This window comes from Cupriavidus sp. FW306-01-F10A, assembly GCF_058782785.1.
In genome coordinates this window covers 1-16710 of record NZ_JBYSYA010000021.1, presented here as the reverse complement: position 1 = coordinate 16710, position 16710 = coordinate 1, and the positions used below count along the sequence as shown (strand labels likewise).

Sequence of the window (16710 nt, the reverse complement as noted above, 5' to 3'; positions counted from 1 at the left end):
CGGGGCCGGCGGCACAACACACTAAGGGCACCGCAAGGTGCCCTTTTTTTTTTGCGCTTGCCGGCTACGTTTTGGCTCGGCCCCACCGCCACCCGACCCCCGACGACCTATATTGGTAGGACTCGGACAACGGTCGCGCTGCGCGCGTCGGAGGTTGAAATCATGACCATGTCTACCACGCTGGCGAGATGCCTGAGCAAGAAGCAGAGCCAGTTCGACACCGTCCGGCACCCCTACAGCCTCGGCAGCATGGCCACTGCGCAGGCCGCACACATTCCCGGAGACCGCCTGGCCAAGACCGTCCTGCTGGAAGACGGCAGCGGCTACGTCACTGCCGTGATTCCTTCGACTCACCACCTGAAACTGTCGGAGCTCTGCGAGCAGACCGGCCGCAAGCTGTCGCTGGCGCATGAGGATGGCGTGCGCGAAGTGTTCCGCGACTGCGACCACGGCGCGCTCCCGCCGGTCGGCATGGCCTACGGCACGCAGACCTGGCTCGACGACAGCCTGCTGACGCACCCCGACGTCTACTTCGAGGCGGGCGACCACCAGGAACTGGTGCACATGAGCACCGGGCAGTTCCTCGACCTGATGGCCGATGCGCGGCGCGGGCATTTTGCGCACAGGATGATGTAGGGTCCTGCCCTGGCAGGCCACGCGGCCGGCGCTTGCCGGCCGCTTTTCTTTCGCGTTGGAGATCGCTTCACCAGGCCGCTCGCGCGCGCATGGCAAAAAGCTGCCGTCGCCGGCCACGGTGACCGGCGAAGGATCTTCTTTCACCTCACGGACCCGGCCCCGTCAGGGGAATGACAGCCCTGACGGGACCCGGCGACCGCTCAGGCGACGTCGAACCGGTCGAGGTTCATCACCTTGACCCAGGCGGCGACGAAGTCCCGGACGAATTTCTCCTGCGCGTCCTCGCTTGCATAGACCTCGCAAAGCGCCCGCAACTGGGCATGCGAACCGAACACCAGGTCGACCCGGGTACCGGTCCACTTCTTCGCACCGGTCTTGCGGTCAAGCCCCTCGAACACTTCCCGGGCTTCCGACAGCGGCTTCCATTCCGTGCTCATGTCGAGCAGGTTGCGGAAGAAGTCATTGGTCAGCGTTTCCGGCCGGTCGGTGAAGACGCCGTGCGCATCCTGCCCGGTATGGATGTTCAGCACGCGCAGCCCGCCGATCAGCACCGTCATCTCGGGCGCTGTCAGGGTCAGCAATTGCGCCTTGTCGATCAGCAGCGCCTCCGCCGGGATGCTGTACTTCTGCTTGAGGAAGTTGCGGAAGCCGTCCGCCTTCGGCTCGAGCGCGCCGACCGACTGCACGTCGGTCTGTTCCTGCGAGGCATCCATGCGGCCCGGCGTGAACGGCACGGTCACTTGATGTCCGGCCTTCTGCGCGGCCTGCTCGATCCCGGCACTACCGGCCAGCACGATCAGGTCGGCGAGCGAAATCTTCTTGCCGCCGGACTGCGCGCCGTTGAACTCAGCCTGGATTCCTTCGAGCACCTTCAGCATCTTGGCCAGCCGCTCGGGTTCGTTGGCTGCCCAGTCCTTCTGCGGCGCCAGTCGGATGCGCGCCCCATTGGCGCCACCACGCTTGTCCGAACCGCGGAAGGTGGAGGCCGAGGCCCAGGCGGTCTGCACCAGTTGCGAGACCGGCAGCCCCGACGCCAGGATCTTCTGCTTGAGCGCGGCGACGTCCTGCTCGTTGACCAGCGGATGGTCGACCGCCGGGATGGGATCCTGCCAGATCAGCTCTTCGGCCGGCACTTCCGGGCCGAGGTAGCGCGCGCGCGGGCCCATGTCGCGGTGGGTCAGCTTGAACCAGGCGCGGGCAAAGGCATCGGCGAGCTGGTCAGGATTCTCCAGGAAGCGCCGCGAGATCTTCTCGTAGACCGGATCGAAACGCAGCGACAGGTCCGTGGTCAGCATCATTGGCCGCAGCTTCTTCGAGGGATCGTAAGCGTGCGGGATGGTTTCCCCGCCATCCTTGGCCACCCACTGGTTGGCACCAGCGGGACTCTTGGTCGGTTCCCATTCGTGGCCGAACAGGTTCTCCAGATAGCTGTTGCCCCACTTCGTCGGCGTATTGCTCCAGGTCACCTCCAGCCCGCTGGTGATGGTGTCGGCGCCCTTGCCGGTGCCAAAGGCGCTTGACCATCCCAGGCCCTGGAGTTCAAGGTCGGCGCCCTCGGGCTCGGCCCCGATGTTGTCCCCTGCGGGACCGGCACCGTGCGTCTTGCCGAAGGCATGCCCGCCGGCAATCAGCGCGACGGTCTCCTCGTCGTCCATGGCCATGCGCGCGAACGTTTCACGGATGTCGTGTGCCGCCGCGAGCGGGTCCGGGTTGCCTTCCGGGCCTTCCGGGTTCACATAGATCAGGCCCATCTGCACGGCGGCCAGCGGGTTCTCCAGGTTGCGTTCCTGGTCGGTGCGGCTGGCCTCGGCGCCATGCAATTCCTCGTCGGCGATGATCACGCCCTCGTCGTCGTACTTGCCGGCGGCACCCTTGCCGTAGCGAAAGTCACCGCCCAGCCAGGTCTTTTCATTGCCCCAGTACACATCCAGGTCCGGCTCCCAGGTATCTTCGCGGCCACCGCCGAAGCCGAAGGTCTTGAAGCCCATGGTCTCGAGCGCGACGTTGCCGCTCAGGATCATCAGGTCGGCCCAGGAGATCTTCTGGCCGTACTTTTGCTTGATCGGCCATAGCAGGCGGCGCGCCTTGTCCAGGCTGACGTTGTCCGGCCAGCTGTTGATCGGCGCGAAACGCTGCTGGCCGCGCCCACCGCCCCCGCGGCCATCGCCAATGCGGTACGTGCCGGCACTGTGCCAGGCCATGCGGATGAGCAGCGGACCATAGTGGCCGAAGTCCGCCGGCCACCAGTCCTGCGATTGCGTCATCAGCGCCGCCAGGTCCTTCTTCACCGCCGCCAGGTCGAGGCTCTTGAAGGCTTCCGCGTAGTTGAAGTCCGCGCCGAGCGGGTTGGACTTGCTGGAATGCTGGCTGAGCAGGTCCAGGCGCAATTGCTTTGGCCACCAGTCGCGATTCGTGGTACCGCCGCCGGCGGCATGAGTGACGGGACACTTTGCTTCGTTAGACATGCGTTCTCTCCTTGTGGGACGTACTGAACACGCCTGCAGCGATGGCATCGGGTCGCTGTTGCATCAGCGATCCCGCTCCGGCGGAGCTTGCGAATCCACGCCGGGAATCTCCTTCAAAAGCATGCCGGCTGACTTCTGCCGGTGCGCTGGGCATGCTCCGACGCGGTAGGTCGGGCGCCGCCCCATGGCAATGCGGCCGCGTCAGCGGCAGTCCGCAACCCCAATATATGCACAGCTGAGCGCCAGGAGAATGCGTTTCTGACTATCCTCCCGATAGACCCTGGTTATGGCGTGGACGCAACCCGCACTAGGCGCCAAACAGCTCGCTGCAGGCCGCCCGCACCGCCGCGGTCACCTGCCCGCGCCCGTGGTCGCGCCGTTCCAGCATGCCGATGTGACGCATCACCGGCTCGCCGTTGACCAGCAGCGGCAGGATGCGCAGCGCCTCGTCGTCGCGCCAGCGCGCGCGGCGCAGCAGCGGCACCACGGTCACGCCGACCTCCTGCCGCACCAGTTCCACCAGCGCCTCGATCGCGTTCAGCTCCAGGAACTCGTTGACCTTCAGGTGCGCGCGGCGCAGCGCGCGCTCGACCAGCACGCCGGTGCGCTGGCTGCGGTCGAAGCGCAGGTAGGGATTGGTGGCGAGCGCCTCGCGCGCGTCGCGGCCCGGGCTGCCGCGTGCCGCGATCGCCACCAGCGGCTCCTGGTACAGCGGCGTCCAGCGCAGCGTGCCGGGCACGCGCGCGGCGCCCTCCACCAGGATGGCGGCATCCAGCTCGCCGGCCTCGACCTGTGCCGCCAGTTCGATCGACTTGGCGCCGACCAGGCGCACGTCGAGCGCAGGATAAGTGCGCTTCATATGCGCCACCGCATGTGACAGCCCGCCCATCACCGACACTACCGCACCCACTGCCACCGCACCCGCCATGGCTTCGTCCGAGGCCAGCGGCAGGCGCATCTCTTCATACAGCGCCAGCATGCGTCGCGCCAGCGGCAGCAGCGCGCGGCCGTCGGCATTGAGCACGGCCACGCGGCCGTTGCGGTCGAACAGCTCGCGGCGCAATTCGGTCTCAAGCGCGCGCATCTGCAGGCTGACGGCGGCCTGGGTCAGCGCCACCTGGCCGGCAGCGGCGGCAAAGGAGCCGTGCTCGGCCACGGCAACGAAGGTACGGAGGAAGCGGACAGTGCTCATCGGTGCACGCAAGGGAAGAGTCAGGCATATGCCGGCAAGGCGCGATCCTTAAGATTTCCTTGTGACATTGGAAAGAAATATTAGCTTTCTTTGTGACCGACAGCACGGAATAATGAAGGCAGGCTCATGAATCGGGGCCAATCGCCTGACACCGGAGACAAGAATGAAATCCTGGCTGCGCCGCTTCGGCATCGGCCTTGGCTGCGGGCTTTGCCTGGCCGCCACGCCCGCACTGGCCGATACCTATCCCAGCAAGCCGATCCGCCTGATCGTGCCCTTCCCGGCCAGCGGCGCGACCGACCTGCTGGCACGCGCCATCGCGCAGAAGGTGGGCGCCAGCCTGGGCCAGCAGATCGTGGTCGACAACCGCCCCGGCGCCGGCGGCGCGATCGGCTCGGACATGGCCGCCAAGGCAGCGCCCGACGGCTATACGCTGCTGATCGCCACCACCAGCACGCATTCGATCGGGCCGTATATCAACACTCGCCTGCCATACAACACCGAGACCGACTTCACCCCGGTCAGCCAGGTGGCGATCGCCACCAACCTGCTGGTGGTGCCGAACGGCCTGCCGGCGAAGAACGTGCGCGAGCTGATCGACTACGCCAAGAAGCATCCCGGCGAGCTGAACTACGCCTCCAGCGGCAACGGCACCGTGGTGCACCTGACCGCCGAGGCCTTCAAGGCGCAGGCGGGCGTGTTCATCACCCACATCCCCTACCGCGGCACCGCGCTGGCCGTGCCGGACCTGATCTCGGGCAAGGTGCAGGTGCTGTTCGACAGCATCGTGTCGGGCCTGCCGCATGTGAAGGACGGCAAGCTCAAGGCACTGGCAGTGACCAGCGCCAAGCGCTCACCGCTGGCACCGGAAATCCCCACCGCGAGTGAGTCGGGCCTGCCCGGCTTCGAGTCCGATACCTGGTTCGGCATCTATGGCCCCAAGGGCCTGCCGGCGGATATCGTCAACCGCCTGAATGCCGAGTTCAACAAGGCCATCCAGTCGCCCGAGGTCAAGGAACGCCTGGGCAAGCTGGGCGCCGAGCCGGTCGGCGGCACGCCGGCGCAGTTCGCCGCGATGGTGAAGAAGGACAGCGCGCGCTGGGGCAAGCTGATCAGGGATCGCAAGATCACGGCAGAATAAGGGCCGCAGAATTTGCGCTACAGGCGCACCGAGCACAAGGACACAGACAAGCATGCAGAACTTCAACTGGACCAACCCCTACCCCTCCGTGCGCATCCCGCTGTTTGCGCGCAACGTGGTTTCCACCTCGCACCCGCTGGCTGCGCAGGCCGGCCTGCGCATGCTGCTCAAGGGCGGCAATGCGGTCGATGCCGCCATCGCCGCGGCCGCCGCCATCACCATCGTCGAGCCGGTGTCGTGCGGCCTGGGCAGCGATGCCTTTGCCATCCTGTGGGACGGCAAGGAACTGCACGGCCTGAACTCGTCGGGCGTGGCCCCGGCGGCCTGGAGCCCGGAATACTTCAAGAACAAGTACGGCACCGATGCCAACGGCCTGGCCAACCGCCCGATCCGCGGCTGGGACTCGGTCACCGTGCCCGGCGTGGTCGCCGGCTGGGCCGCGCTGCATGAGCGCTTCGGCAAGCTGCCGTTCGCCGACCTGATGGAGCCGGCAATCGAGATCGCCGAGCGCGGCTATGCCGTGCCGCCGGTGGTGGCGCACAAGTGGGCCGCCGCGGTGCCTGAACTGAAGGACCAGCCCGGCTATGCCGAGACCTTCATGCCCAATGGCCGCGCCCCCGCGGTGGGCGAGAAGTTCACCATGAAGGCTGCCGCCGAAACCCTGCGCAAGATCGGCGCGACCCGTGGCCGCGCCTACTATGAAGGCGAGATCGCCGAGCAGATTGCCGCCTTCAGCCAGCAGTGCGGCGGCGCCATGACGCTCGATGACCTGCGCAACTACCGCCCCGACTGGGTCAAGCCGATCAGCAAGTCCTACCGCGGCTACGAGCTGCACGAGATCCCGCCCAACGGCCAGGGCATCGCCGCGCTGATCGCGCTGGGCATCCTGGACCAGTTCGACATGGCTTCGATCCCGGTGGACTCGGTCGATTCCCAGCACCTGCAGATCGAGGCAATGAAGCTGGCCTTTGCCGACCTCTACCGCTACGTAGCCGACCCGCGCAGCATGGAAGTCACGCCGGAGGCAATGCTCGATGACGCGTACCTGAAGTCGCGCGCGAAGCTGATCGACATGCAGCGCGCCACGCATTTCGACTTCGGCATGCCGAAGGTGGGCGGCACCATCTACCTGACCGCCGCCGACGAGAACGGCATGATGATCTCGTTCATCCAGTCCAACTACATGGGCTTCGGCTCGGGCGTGGTGGTGCCGGGCACCGGCATCAGCCTGCAGAACCGCGGCGTGGGCTTCTCGATGGACCCGAAGTCGGCCAACGTGGTCGCGGGCGGCAAGCGTCCGTTCCACACCATCATCCCGGCCTTCCTGACCAAGGACGGCCAGCCGGTGATGAGCTTCGGCGTGATGGGCGGCGACATGCAGCCGCAGGGCCACCTGCAGACCGTGGTGCGCATGCTGGACTACAACCAGCAGCCGCAGGCCGCGTGCTGCGCGCCGCGCTGGAAGGTCAACCGCGACTTCACGCTGGACGTGGAAAGCACCATGGACCCGGCCACGGTCGAGGGCCTGAAGGCGCGCGGCCACCAGCTCAAGTCAGTGGACGATCCGTACATGGACTTCGGCTCGGGCCAGTTCATCTGGCGCCTGTCGGAAGATGCCGAGCACGGCTATGTCGCCGCCAGCGACAGCCGGCGCGATGGGCAGGCGGTGGGGTTCTGAAGCGCAAGAAGGGAGCGCGGTTTTGGGTGCACCAAAGCCGCCGGAACTAGCCTAAGCAAGGTGTTCTCCCTCTCCCGCAAGCGGGCGAGGGGAGCCTCCTGCAAGCGGCGCCGCGAACAACTCCGCCTTCCGAACTGGCCCGCCCACAAACCCGCCAACTGTCCATGGCCCGCTGGCCCGGTCTACGTACACTGTGACGGAAGATACCCGGAGCCCCCGCGCCATGACCACCTACGCCTTCCGCCTGCTCAACGTCTTTGCCGAAGCCACCTTCGGTGGCAATCCGCTATGCGTGTTCGACGATGCGCGCGGCATGGACGAGGCCACCATGCAGGCGCTGGCGCTGCAGTTCAACCTGTCGGAAACCACCTTTATCCTGCCGTCGGAACGTGCCAGCGCGCGGGTGCGCATCTTCACGCCGGGCTATGAGATGCGCTTCGCCGGCCATCCGACGCTGGGCACCGCGCACGTTGTGCGCAACCTGGCCGGAACCGGCGACGCGCTGACGCTGGAGTTCGCGGCGGGCGTGGTGCCGGTGACCGCGCAGGGCGATGTCTGGACCTTCACCGCCCCCCACAGCGGCAAGCCGAAGACCGCGCCGGTGGGCCTGTCCGATGCCGACATCGCCAGCCTGCTCGGCCTGCGGGAACACGACCTGCTGGTGTCGCCGATGTGGGTCGACACCGGCGCCGACCAGCTGCTGGTGGCAGTGCGCAGCACCGATGCCGTGCGCCGCGCCAACCCCGACAGCGCGCGACTGCAGATCTGGCCGCAGAGCAGCCTGGGCCGCAAGACCGCCTACGTCTTTGCCTTCGACCCGGAGCAGCCCGGCCGCGTGCGGTCGCGCTACTTCTTCACCAAGCAGGGCGGCGGCGTGGCCGAGGACCCGGGCACGGGCTCGGCCTGCGCCAACCTGGGCGGCTGGCTGCTGGCCACCGGCCACGCGCTGCCGGCCGAGTATGCGATCGACCAGGGCGAGGCCGTTGGCCGCCCCTGCCGGCTGCGCCTGAAGGCCGATGCCGAAGGCGCCATCCGCGTGGGCGGCCGCGTGCTGGAGATCGGCCGGGGTACCGTGACCGTGTAACGGCATCTGCGCTACATTGACGGTTTCGCCCCCGCCGACCCACGCCCCGCCTGCCATGACCTCGCACGCCATCACCACGCTGGCCGAACTGGAAGCGCTCTACGCGCAACCGGCGGCCCCGTCGCTGTCCAAGGAAGTCGACTACCTGCACCCGCACTACCGCGCCTTTATCGAGGCGGCGCCCTTCTGCCTGCTGTCGACGGTGGGCGAGGACTGGGCCGAATGCTCGCCGCGCGGCGATGCGCCGGGCTTTGTGCAGGTGCTGGACGAACGCACGCTGCTGCTGCCCGACCGGCGCGGCAACAACCGCATCGACAGCCTGCGCAATATCGTTGCCGATCCGCGCGTGGGGCTGCTGTTCGTGATCCCCGGCATCAACGAGACCATCCGCGTCAACGGCAGCGCGCAGATCAGCGTCGACCCGGCGCTGGTCGCGCGCTGCGTGGTCGACGGCAAGGCCCCGACCACGGTGCTGGTGGTCACGGTGCAGTCAGTGTTCTTCCAGTGCGCCCGCGCGCTGATCCGCTCGCGGCTGTGGGCAGCGGATGCGCAGGTGGCGCGCCAGTCGCTGCCGAGCAACGGCGAGATCCTGGCCACGCTGACCGACAACGCCATCGACGGCGCCGCCTACGACCGCGAACTGCCCGAGCGGCAGCGCACCACGCTCTATTAGCCTAACCGCGCGGCAGCCACTGCGGCGCGTGCGTGCCGAGCGGCTCGGACGGCAAGGTCCAGCGCGCCGGCGTTTCCGACAGATGCGCCGCATGGCGCACCACCGTCAGCATGCCGAAGCCCGACGGCACCGCCTCGAGCAGGTCGGCCACGTCGTCGATCTTCTGCTCGGGCGCCTTGAGCCCGCCCGGCACGCGCCCCAGGCCGCGCAGCCACTGCCCCACCTGCGCCAGCGACACCCGCACATGCCAGCTGCCGCCCTCCAGCGCGCGCCGGTGCAGCGCGGCCATCGCGCCGAAGGCCAGCAGGTAGCCCGCGGCGTGGTCCAGCACCTGCGCCGGCAACGGGCGCGGCGTGTCGCTGCCGGCCGCCTGCGCTTCGGCATCGTTGAAGCCGGTGGCGCTCTGCACCAGCGAATCGAAGCCGCGCTTGTGCGACCACGGCCCCACATGGCCATAGGCGCTCAGCGACACATAGACGATGCCCGGACGCGCGCGCGCCGCGGCCTCCGGCCCCACGCCCAGCTCGGCCAGGCCGCCGGGGCGGTAGCCCTGCACCATCACGTCGGCACCGTGCAGCAGCTTGTGCAGCGTGCGCTTGTCATCGGGATCGCGCAGGTCCAGCTGGCAGCTGCGCTTGCCGCGGCCGGTGTCGATCACCAGCGGCGGGATCGACGGCAGGTGCGAGGCGGTGACCAGCAGCACGTCGGCGCCATGCGCGGCCAGCGTGCGGCCCGCCACCGGGCCGGCGATGATGCGGGTGAAATCGAGCACGCGCACGCCCGACAGCGGCTGCGCATCCGCGGATGCGGGCGCCGGCAACGGTTGCGGCGGGGCGTCGCCGATGCGCTCCAGCGTCACCGGCGGCAGGCCGCGCAAGGCGGCCGCCTGCGGATGGCGGTCCCATTCCTCGAAGCTGCGCAATGCCGCAACCACCAGGCCCGCGTCGGACGCCGCGGTCTCGAAGGCTTCGGCGTCCCGCTTTTCCAGTGCGGCCTGCACGGCCGCCTTGTCATTGGCGCAGCCCAGCAAGCGCACCACGCCGTCGCGGTGGTGCGGGAAATTGGTATGCAGGCGCACCCAGCGGCCGTCGCCGCAGCGGTAGATGCCGGCCAGCCTGTCCCACAGCTCGGGCGCGGGGCCACCATCGACGCGCAGGTAGCGTTCGCTGCGGAATTCGGTGATGGCGTGGCGCATGTCGACGCTGACGTCCTGCCAGCGGCCGGTGCGGCTGTGCCACAGCGCGGCGGCTGCCAGCGCCGCCGCGCCAAGGCTGGCCTGGGCGGCGGTGCCCACAGCAAAGCTCGACGGCAGCACCGGCTCGGCGCCGTCCAGCTTCAGGTGCGCCAGCGCCTCGGCGGGCAGGCCGGCATCGCGCCACAGCGCGGCAACGACTTCAGAGGGCTCAAGCGGCACTGGCGCCGCATCGGGTTGGGCGTTCATGGGCATTCCTGCAGCGATGGACCACAGCCGGTCACCACGGGCCGGCACGCTCCCATGCTACTCCGACACATCACTTTCGTCGCAGCCAGGCGCATCCGCGCGGACGCAAATCCGGGACAAGGGCGGAAATCCGCGGCGGCTCGCGGCGTGCGGCGGCTCCGGCACGGTAAAATCCCGTTATTGGCATTCCGCCACGCAATCTGACGACCCGGCCCCAAGCACCCAGACGCATCAGGCCGGCCAACCGGCGCCATCATGAGCCACGACAACAAGCCTACCGACAGCACCCCCGCCGCCTCCAACTTCCTGCGCAGCATCATCGACCAGGATCTCGCCGCCAGCACCTATGCCGGCCGCCAGGACAAGGCCGGCGAACCGCTGCCGACCGTCATCACCCGCTTCCCGCCGGAGCCCAACGGCTACCTGCATATCGGCCACGCCAAGAGCATCTGCCTGAACTTCGGGCTGGCGCGCGACTATGGCGGCCGCTGCCACCTGCGCTTTGACGACACCAACCCGGTCAAGGAAGACACCGAATACGTCGATTCGATCATCGACGCGGTGCACTGGCTCGGCTTTTCCTGGGACAGCGAGGGCAAGGACGGCACCAGACAGCCGCACCTGTACTACGCCAGCGACTACTTCGACCAGCTCTACGCCTTTGCCGAGACCCTGATCGAGCGCGGCGCCGCCTACATCGACAGCCAGACCGCCGAGCAGATCGCCGCCAGCCGCGGCAATTTCTCCGAGCCGGGCAAGCCCTCGCCCTACCGCGAGCGCAGCGTCGAAGAGAACCTGCAGCTGTTCCGCGACATGCGCGCCGGCAAGTACGGCGACGGCGAGCACGTGCTGCGCGCGAAGATCGACATGAGCGCGCCCAATATCGTGATGCGCGACCCGGTGCTCTACCGCATCCGCCATGCCCATCACCACCGCACGGGCGACAAGTGGTGCATCTACCCGATGTACGACTTCACGCATTGCATCTCGGACGCGCTCGAGAACATCACGCATTCGCTGTGCACGCTGGAGTTCGAGAACAACCGCCCGCTGTACGACTGGGTGCTTGAGCACCTGCGCGACAGCGGCGTGTTCCGCGACCCGCTGCCGCACCAGTATGAGTTCGCGCGCCTGAACCTGACCTACGCCATCACCAGCAAGCGCAAGCTCAAGCAGCTGGTCGATGAAAAGCGCGTGGACGGCTGGGACGATCCGCGCATGCCCACGCTGGTGGGCGTGCGCCGGCGCGGTTACACCCCGGAATCGATCCAGCTGTTCTGCGACCGCGTGGGCGTGGCCAAGGCCGACAGCTGGATCGACATGAGCACCCTCGAAGGCGCGGTGCGCGACGACCTGGACGGCCGTGCCGCGCGCGGCGTGGCCGTGCTGGACCCGCTGCGCCTGGTGATCGACAACTACCCCGAAGGCCAGAGCGAAGAATGCTCGGCACCGGTGCACCCGAAAAAGCCCGAACTGGGCCGCCGCGTGTTCCCGCTGTCGCGCGAGCTGTGGATCGAGCGCGAGGACTTCAACGAGACCCCGCCCAAGGGCTACTTCCGCCTGTTCCCGGGCAACAAGGTGCGGCTGAAGTACGGCTACGTTATCGAGTGCACCGGCGTGGACAAGGATGCCGACGGCAACGTGATCGCCGTGCACGCCAGCTACCTGCCCGAAACCAAGAGCGGCACGCCGGGCGCCGACAGCGTCAAGGTCAAGGGCGTGATCCACTGGGTCAGCGCGGCGCACGCGTACGAGGCCGAAGTGCGCCTGTACGACCGCCTGTTCAACGACCCCAACCCGGATGCCGGCGGCAAGAACTTCCTGGATGCGCTCAACCCGGATTCCAAGCAGGTGATCACCGCCTACCTGGAGCCGGGCCTGCGCGAGGCCCAGCCCGAAGACCGCTTCCAGTTCGAGCGCCATGGCTACTTCGTCGCCGACCGCACCGATTCGCAGCCGGGCAAGCCGGTCTTCAACCGCATCGTCGGTCTGAAAGACAGCTGGGGCAAGTGATGGCCAAACCTGGCAAGGCAGCCGTGCAAACCATCACCTTCCCGCTCGAGGGCGAGTTCATCGCGCTCAATGACCTGCTCAAGCTGGCGGGCGTGTGCGACAGCGGCGGCGCCGGCAAGGCGCTGGTCGCCGCCGGCGAAGTCTCGGTGGACGGCGCGCCCGAATCGCGCAAGACTGCCAAGATCCGCGCCGGGCAGGTGGTGGGCCTGGCGGGCATCGAGATCCGCGTGGTCGCCGCCTGACCGCGCGGGCCAGGCCGGCGGCGCCAGTGACGGCGGCGCCGGCATTGCAACCGAAAGGACTGGACTATGCCGATCGCTTTCTGGTGCGTGCTGCTGGCCGGCATCCTGCCGCTGGTGACGGTGGCCATCGCCAAGGCCAGCGCGCCTGGCTATGACAACCATGACCCGCGCGGCTGGCTGGAGCAGCAGTCCGGCCGCGCGCGCCGCGCCGACATGGCGCACCGCAACCACTTCGAGGCCTTCCCCTTCTTTGCCGCCGCCGTGCTGGCCGCCAGCCACCTGCAGGCGCCGCAGGCCCGCATCGACGAGCTGGCCGTGGTCTTCATCGTGGCCCGCGTGCTCTACACCGTGTGCTACGTGACCGACCGCGCCACGCTGCGCACGCTGTGCTGGACCGTCGGCTACCTGTCGGTGGTGGGGATGTTCCTGCTGCCCGTGTTCGTCCACTGAACGCCGACTGAGCCATGGCCGCACGCGCGCTGGCACTTGCTGCCGCCCTGGGCATCGCCGCCGCGCAGGCGGCGCCGCTTGAATACACCATCGATCCGGCGCACACCACCGTCTATTTCTCCGCCAGCCATTTCGAGCGCAGTTCGGTGCGCGGGCGCTTTGGCAAGATCGACGGGCGCCTGGTCTATGACGCGGACAGCGGCGCCGGCGCACTCGACGTGATCGTGGACCTGGCCTCGGTCGATACCGGCAACCGCACCCTGGACGGCGTGCTGCGCTCGGCACAATTCTTCGATGCCGCCCAGCACCCGGTGGCGCGGCTGCGTGCGGACCGCTTCCTGATGGAAGGCGGCCGGCTGGCGGCGGTCGAAGGCGAGCTGACGCTGCACGGCGTCACGCAGCCGCTGCGCCTGCAGGCCGAGCGCTTCCGCTGCGGCGAGGTCACCCTGTTCGGCGTGAGCCGGCAGGTCTGCGGCGGGGACTTCCGTGCCGAGGTGCCGCGCAGTGCCTTTGGCATGACCCGCTTCCTGCCCGAGGTAGGCGACACCGTGACGCTGCAAGTGGCGGTCGAGGCATCGCCCGCGGGCAGCACCCCGCGCTAACCCTATTCGTCACCTCCGGCGCAAATTTCTCTTGTAGAATCAGCGCTTTGCCCAATTCCCGGCACGCTCGCCTGCGTGTGCCTGATGGGGGCGCGCGAGACCGAGACCATGTTCGATATCCATTCCGGCGACATCGTGGCCGCCGCACTGGCAGCTGCCGGTGCTTGCCTGGCCTGCAGCATTCCAGGCGACTTCCTGCGCCGCTTCCCGCTGTGGGCAGTGCAAACCTACGGCCGCGGCGCGCTGCTGATGCCGTTCCTGGCGATGATGGTCGGCACCTGGCTGTTCCGCCTCGGGGTGGCCGGCCAGATCGACACCACCGCCGGGCAGGCGCTGATCGTTGCCGCCGGCTTCCTGGGCACGCTGCTGCTGTCGGCGCTGCTGCGCTTCTACCTCAAGGAATACCGCAAGCGCTGAGCCACTGCGCCAGTATGCCGTGCCCGCAGGCGGTGTCCGGCAAATGGCGTATGATGCGGCCTTTTGCGTCTCCCGCACCCCAGCCGGGGCGCCTGCCGCTCACTTCACCTCATGGCGCTCAAATCCACCATCTTCAAAGCTGACCTGTCGGTCTCCGACATGGACCGGCCCTACTACGGCAGCCACAGCCTGACCATCGCCCAGCACCCGTCCGAGAATGACGCGCGCATGATGGTGCGCCTGCTGGCCTTTGCCTGCGAAGCCACCGAAACGCTGGCCTTCACGCGCGGCCTGGACGAACCCGACGAACCCGACCTGTGGGACAAGCGCCTGACCGGCGACATCGCCCACTGGGTCGAACTGGGCCAGCCCGACGAAGCGCGCCTGAAGCGCGCCGCCGCGCGGGCCGAGCGCGTGACCGTCTATACCTACAATGCGGCCAGCGCGCGCGAATGGTGGAAGGGCATGGCGGGCAAGGCCGGCAAGCTGCGCAACGTCACCGTCTACAATGTCCCGGCGGAAGCGGTCGAAGCCCTGGCCGCGCTGGCGCAGCGCGCCATGCGCCTGTCGGTGACGATCCAGGACGGCGACATCTGGGTGGCCGACGACGACCGCAATGTGCAACTGACGCTGGATGTGCTCCAGCGCGCCCAAGCCTGAACGCAGCCGCGCTGCGTTCTCCTCTCACCACGTCTGTTCCCATCGGAAGGAAATACGCCATGCAAACCACGCCCTCTGGCCTGCAATACGAAGACACCACCGTCGGCGCCGGCGCCGAAGCCACCGCCGGCAAGCACGTCACCGTGCACTACACCGGCTGGCTGTACGAGAACGGCCAGGCTGGCCGCAAGTTTGATTCGAGCAAGGACCGCAACGACCCGTTCGTGTTCCCGCTGGGTGCCGGCCATGTGATCCGCGGCTGGGACGAAGGCGTGCAGGGCATGAAGGTGGGCGGCGTGCGCCGCCTGGTGATCCCGGCCGACCTCGGCTACGGTGCCCGCGGCGCCGGCGGCGTGATCCCGCCGAACGCTACCCTGCTGTTTGAAGTGGAACTGCTGGCGGTCTAACCCGGCAGCAAGGTTGTCGCGCCTGCACAGGCAGGGGCGACAACCGCGGCAACTACCCGTCTTGCTGGCGCTCCCGCGCCTCAGAACCCGATCGCGGCGTTGCCGACATCGACGCGGACCTTGTCCCGGTCCAGCAGCCGCGCCGCATGGCGGGCATAGTCCTGCGCCCAGGCAGGATCGCCGGAGAAGCGCGCCTCTCCGGAAAACTTGGCGACATTCAGGATCTTGTCGATCACCAGCACCTTGCCGACCGGGCTCGACGCCTGGCAGTCCAGCTCGGTATATTCCCGGTCGAACCAGCGCCACGCGGCGTCCTCGGTGACCGCGGCCAGCTCGTCCGTGCCGATCGTGAAGTCATATTCCTTGCCACTGCCGAACACCACCGTAAGCGTGCGTGCCATCGCGGGTTCCCCCTGTGAATTGAGGCCACCATTGTAAGGACATGGCAGCCGCGCCGGCCAGCAATTCACGTGCGCCTGATCGCGGACAAAGGTGCGGCAGCACGCGTCCGCGGCGAGTGACAGAGGCGGCACGCCGCGCCAAACGTTGTCAGGCGCCCACACCCGTGCCGGTTGCTCAGGCAATTCTGAGAAAAACTGGCACTTATGTCATTTCCCCCACCTTCCCGTGGCGCCGCTTTGATTTATGCTTCCACCATGGCCATCACGCGACAGGACCTCGAATCCGACCGTCTGCGCACCTCGCTGTGCAGTACTCCGGTCGCGTCCTCGCTGCTGCCGGAAGCCGTGCTCGAGCAGTCCCTTTCCGACACGCTGGCGCGCCGCCCGGAAGATCCCGCGCTTGGCGGCGATGTCTGGCTGTTCGGCTATGGTTCGCTGATCTGGAACCCGATGGTGGTGCACACCGAGCGCCAGCGTGCCACCGTACACGGCTACCACCGTGGCTTCTACCTCTATTCCCGCATCAACCGGGGCACCTGGGACAACCCGGGCCTGGTGCTGGGCCTGGACCGGGGCGGCTGCTGCCACGGCATGGTGTTCCGCATCCCCAGCCATGTGGTCGAGCAGGAATTCCGCGTGCTGTGGCGCCGCGAGATGCTGACCGGGGCCTACCATCCGCGCTGGCTGCGCATCCGCACCGGGGATGCCGGCGCGCCTGAGCAGCGCGCCCTCGCCTTCGTCATGAACCGAACGCACGAGGCCTACGCCGGCCGGCTGCCGGATCCCAGCGTGGTCGAGCGCCTGCGCCACGCTGCCGGACTGTACGGCCCCGCGCGCGAATACCTGCAGCAGACCTTGCTGGGCCTGGCCACCAACGGCGTCGACGATCCCTACCTGGGCCGGCTCTGGCGCCAGCTGCAGGCCGACGATGCCGCCGACGCCGAGCGCGCTGCGCACGCCGCCCGCGATGACGCAGCGCCCCTGCCGGCCAGCCCCCACGAAACCGTCTGAGCCAAGGAGCTGCCGCCATGACGCGCCCCGCCGCACGCACCCGCAGACAGGCACTCAACGAGCTGCTGGGCCTGATGGGATTGCTGATGGGGGGCGGCCTGCTGGCGGCCCAGGGCGGGCAGACCCTGGCGGCACGGCCCGCCGGCGGCGCGGCCAGCCAGCCCGCCGCCCGAGCGCCGCGCAGCGCGGCCATTCAG

17 protein-coding genes and 1 pseudogene are annotated in these 16710 nt (G+C 68.2%); 14 read left to right on the top strand and 4 right to left on the bottom strand.

What is annotated here, in order from left to right:
- The first annotated feature begins 162 nt into the window (after window positions 1-162).
- A complete protein-coding gene (locus AC3WLF_RS24430) occupies window positions 163-636 on the top strand; it encodes an aminoacyl-tRNA deacylase (RefSeq protein WP_492351539.1) in 474 nt (157 codons plus the stop codon).
- 200 nt (window positions 637-836) lie between these two features.
- Here AC3WLF_RS24430 and katG read toward each other — a convergent pair whose 3' ends face one another.
- Both katG and AC3WLF_RS24420 read right to left on the bottom strand, forming a co-directional pair.
- The gene (gene katG, locus AC3WLF_RS24425; protein WP_492358944.1) at window positions 837-3101 is read right to left on the bottom strand and encodes a catalase/peroxidase HPI; all 2265 of its coding nucleotides are present in this window, start codon (window positions 3099-3101) and stop codon (window positions 837-839) included.
- Between the two features lie 307 nt (window positions 3102-3408).
- A complete protein-coding gene (locus AC3WLF_RS24420) occupies window positions 3409-4293 on the bottom strand; it encodes a LysR substrate-binding domain-containing protein (RefSeq protein ID WP_492318749.1) in 885 nt (294 codons plus the stop codon).
- 163 nt (window positions 4294-4456) lie between these two features.
- On the opposite strand from AC3WLF_RS24420, the gene AC3WLF_RS24415 reads away from it, so the two are divergent.
- The 4 genes from AC3WLF_RS24415 to AC3WLF_RS24400 all read left to right on the top strand — a co-directional run bounded on the left by AC3WLF_RS24415 (window position 4457) and on the right by AC3WLF_RS24400 (window position 8869).
- Entirely contained in the window at window positions 4457-5434 is a 978-nt protein-coding gene (locus AC3WLF_RS24415; protein ID WP_492318750.1) for a Bug family tripartite tricarboxylate transporter substrate binding protein, read from the top strand.
- Window positions 5435-5486: 52 nt separating this feature from the next.
- The gene (gene ggt, locus AC3WLF_RS24410) at window positions 5487-7112 is read left to right on the top strand and encodes a gamma-glutamyltransferase (protein ID WP_492318751.1); all 1626 of its coding nucleotides are present in this window, start codon (window positions 5487-5489) and stop codon (window positions 7110-7112) included.
- 223 nt (window positions 7113-7335) lie between these two features.
- Window positions 7336-8196 (top strand): PhzF family phenazine biosynthesis protein, encoded by an 861-nt coding sequence (locus AC3WLF_RS24405; protein ID WP_492318752.1) that lies wholly within the window; start codon window positions 7336-7338, stop codon window positions 8194-8196.
- Window positions 8197-8251: 55 nt separating this feature from the next.
- A complete protein-coding gene (locus tag AC3WLF_RS24400; protein WP_492351535.1) occupies window positions 8252-8869 on the top strand; it encodes a pyridoxamine 5'-phosphate oxidase family protein in 618 nt (205 codons plus the stop codon).
- Window position 8870: 1 nt separating this feature from the next.
- Here the strand turns inward: AC3WLF_RS24400 and AC3WLF_RS24395 are convergent, their stop codons facing one another.
- The gene (locus tag AC3WLF_RS24395) at window positions 8871-10310 is read right to left on the bottom strand and encodes a CoA transferase (protein WP_492358943.1); all 1440 of its coding nucleotides are present in this window, start codon (window positions 10308-10310) and stop codon (window positions 8871-8873) included.
- A 255-nt stretch (window positions 10311-10565) separates the two neighbouring features.
- Between AC3WLF_RS24395 and AC3WLF_RS24390 the strand changes: the two genes are divergently transcribed.
- From AC3WLF_RS24390 to AC3WLF_RS24360, 7 genes are all read left to right on the top strand, one after another.
- A complete protein-coding gene (locus tag AC3WLF_RS24390; RefSeq protein ID WP_492318755.1) occupies window positions 10566-12323 on the top strand; it encodes a glutamine--tRNA ligase/YqeY domain fusion protein in 1758 nt (585 codons plus the stop codon).
- A complete protein-coding gene (locus AC3WLF_RS24385; RefSeq protein ID WP_010813694.1) occupies window positions 12323-12565 on the top strand; it encodes an RNA-binding S4 domain-containing protein in 243 nt (80 codons plus the stop codon). Before AC3WLF_RS24390 ends, AC3WLF_RS24385 begins: the two co-directional genes overlap by 1 nt.
- Window positions 12566-12631: 66 nt before the next feature.
- Window positions 12632-13015: an MAPEG family protein gene (locus AC3WLF_RS24380; RefSeq protein WP_492318756.1), complete on the top strand. Its 384-nt coding sequence runs from the start codon at window positions 12632-12634 to the stop codon at window positions 13013-13015.
- A 14-nt stretch (window positions 13016-13029) separates the two neighbouring features.
- Complete coding sequence (locus AC3WLF_RS24375) at window positions 13030-13617, top strand: YceI family protein (RefSeq protein WP_492358942.1); 588 nt, start codon at window positions 13030-13032, stop codon at window positions 13615-13617.
- Between the two features lie 108 nt (window positions 13618-13725).
- Window positions 13726-14034 carry a hypothetical protein gene (locus AC3WLF_RS24370; protein WP_492318758.1) on the top strand — a complete coding sequence of 103 codons (309 nt, stop codon included), beginning with the start codon at window positions 13726-13728 and terminating at the stop codon, window positions 14032-14034.
- Window positions 14035-14145: 111 nt separating this feature from the next.
- Complete coding sequence (locus AC3WLF_RS24365) at window positions 14146-14694, top strand: YaeQ family protein (RefSeq protein WP_010813698.1); 549 nt, start codon at window positions 14146-14148, stop codon at window positions 14692-14694.
- Between the two features lie 59 nt (window positions 14695-14753).
- Window positions 14754-15101 (top strand): FKBP-type peptidyl-prolyl cis-trans isomerase, encoded by a 348-nt coding sequence (locus AC3WLF_RS24360; protein ID WP_010813699.1) that lies wholly within the window; start codon window positions 14754-14756, stop codon window positions 15099-15101.
- 80 nt (window positions 15102-15181) lie between these two features.
- On the opposite strand, the gene AC3WLF_RS24355 is transcribed toward AC3WLF_RS24360, so the two are convergent.
- The gene (locus AC3WLF_RS24355) at window positions 15182-15502 is read right to left on the bottom strand and encodes a hypothetical protein (RefSeq protein WP_013957577.1); all 321 of its coding nucleotides are present in this window, start codon (window positions 15500-15502) and stop codon (window positions 15182-15184) included.
- A 204-nt stretch (window positions 15503-15706) separates the two neighbouring features.
- Between AC3WLF_RS24355 and AC3WLF_RS24350 the strand changes: the two genes are divergently transcribed.
- Window positions 15707-16513, top strand: a complete 807-nt coding sequence (locus AC3WLF_RS24350; RefSeq protein ID WP_492318759.1) for a gamma-glutamylcyclotransferase — start codon at window positions 15707-15709, stop codon at window positions 16511-16513.
- A 17-nt stretch (window positions 16514-16530) separates the two neighbouring features.
- Window positions 16531-16710, top strand: a pseudogene (locus AC3WLF_RS24345) (ankyrin repeat domain-containing protein); the annotation flags it as partial.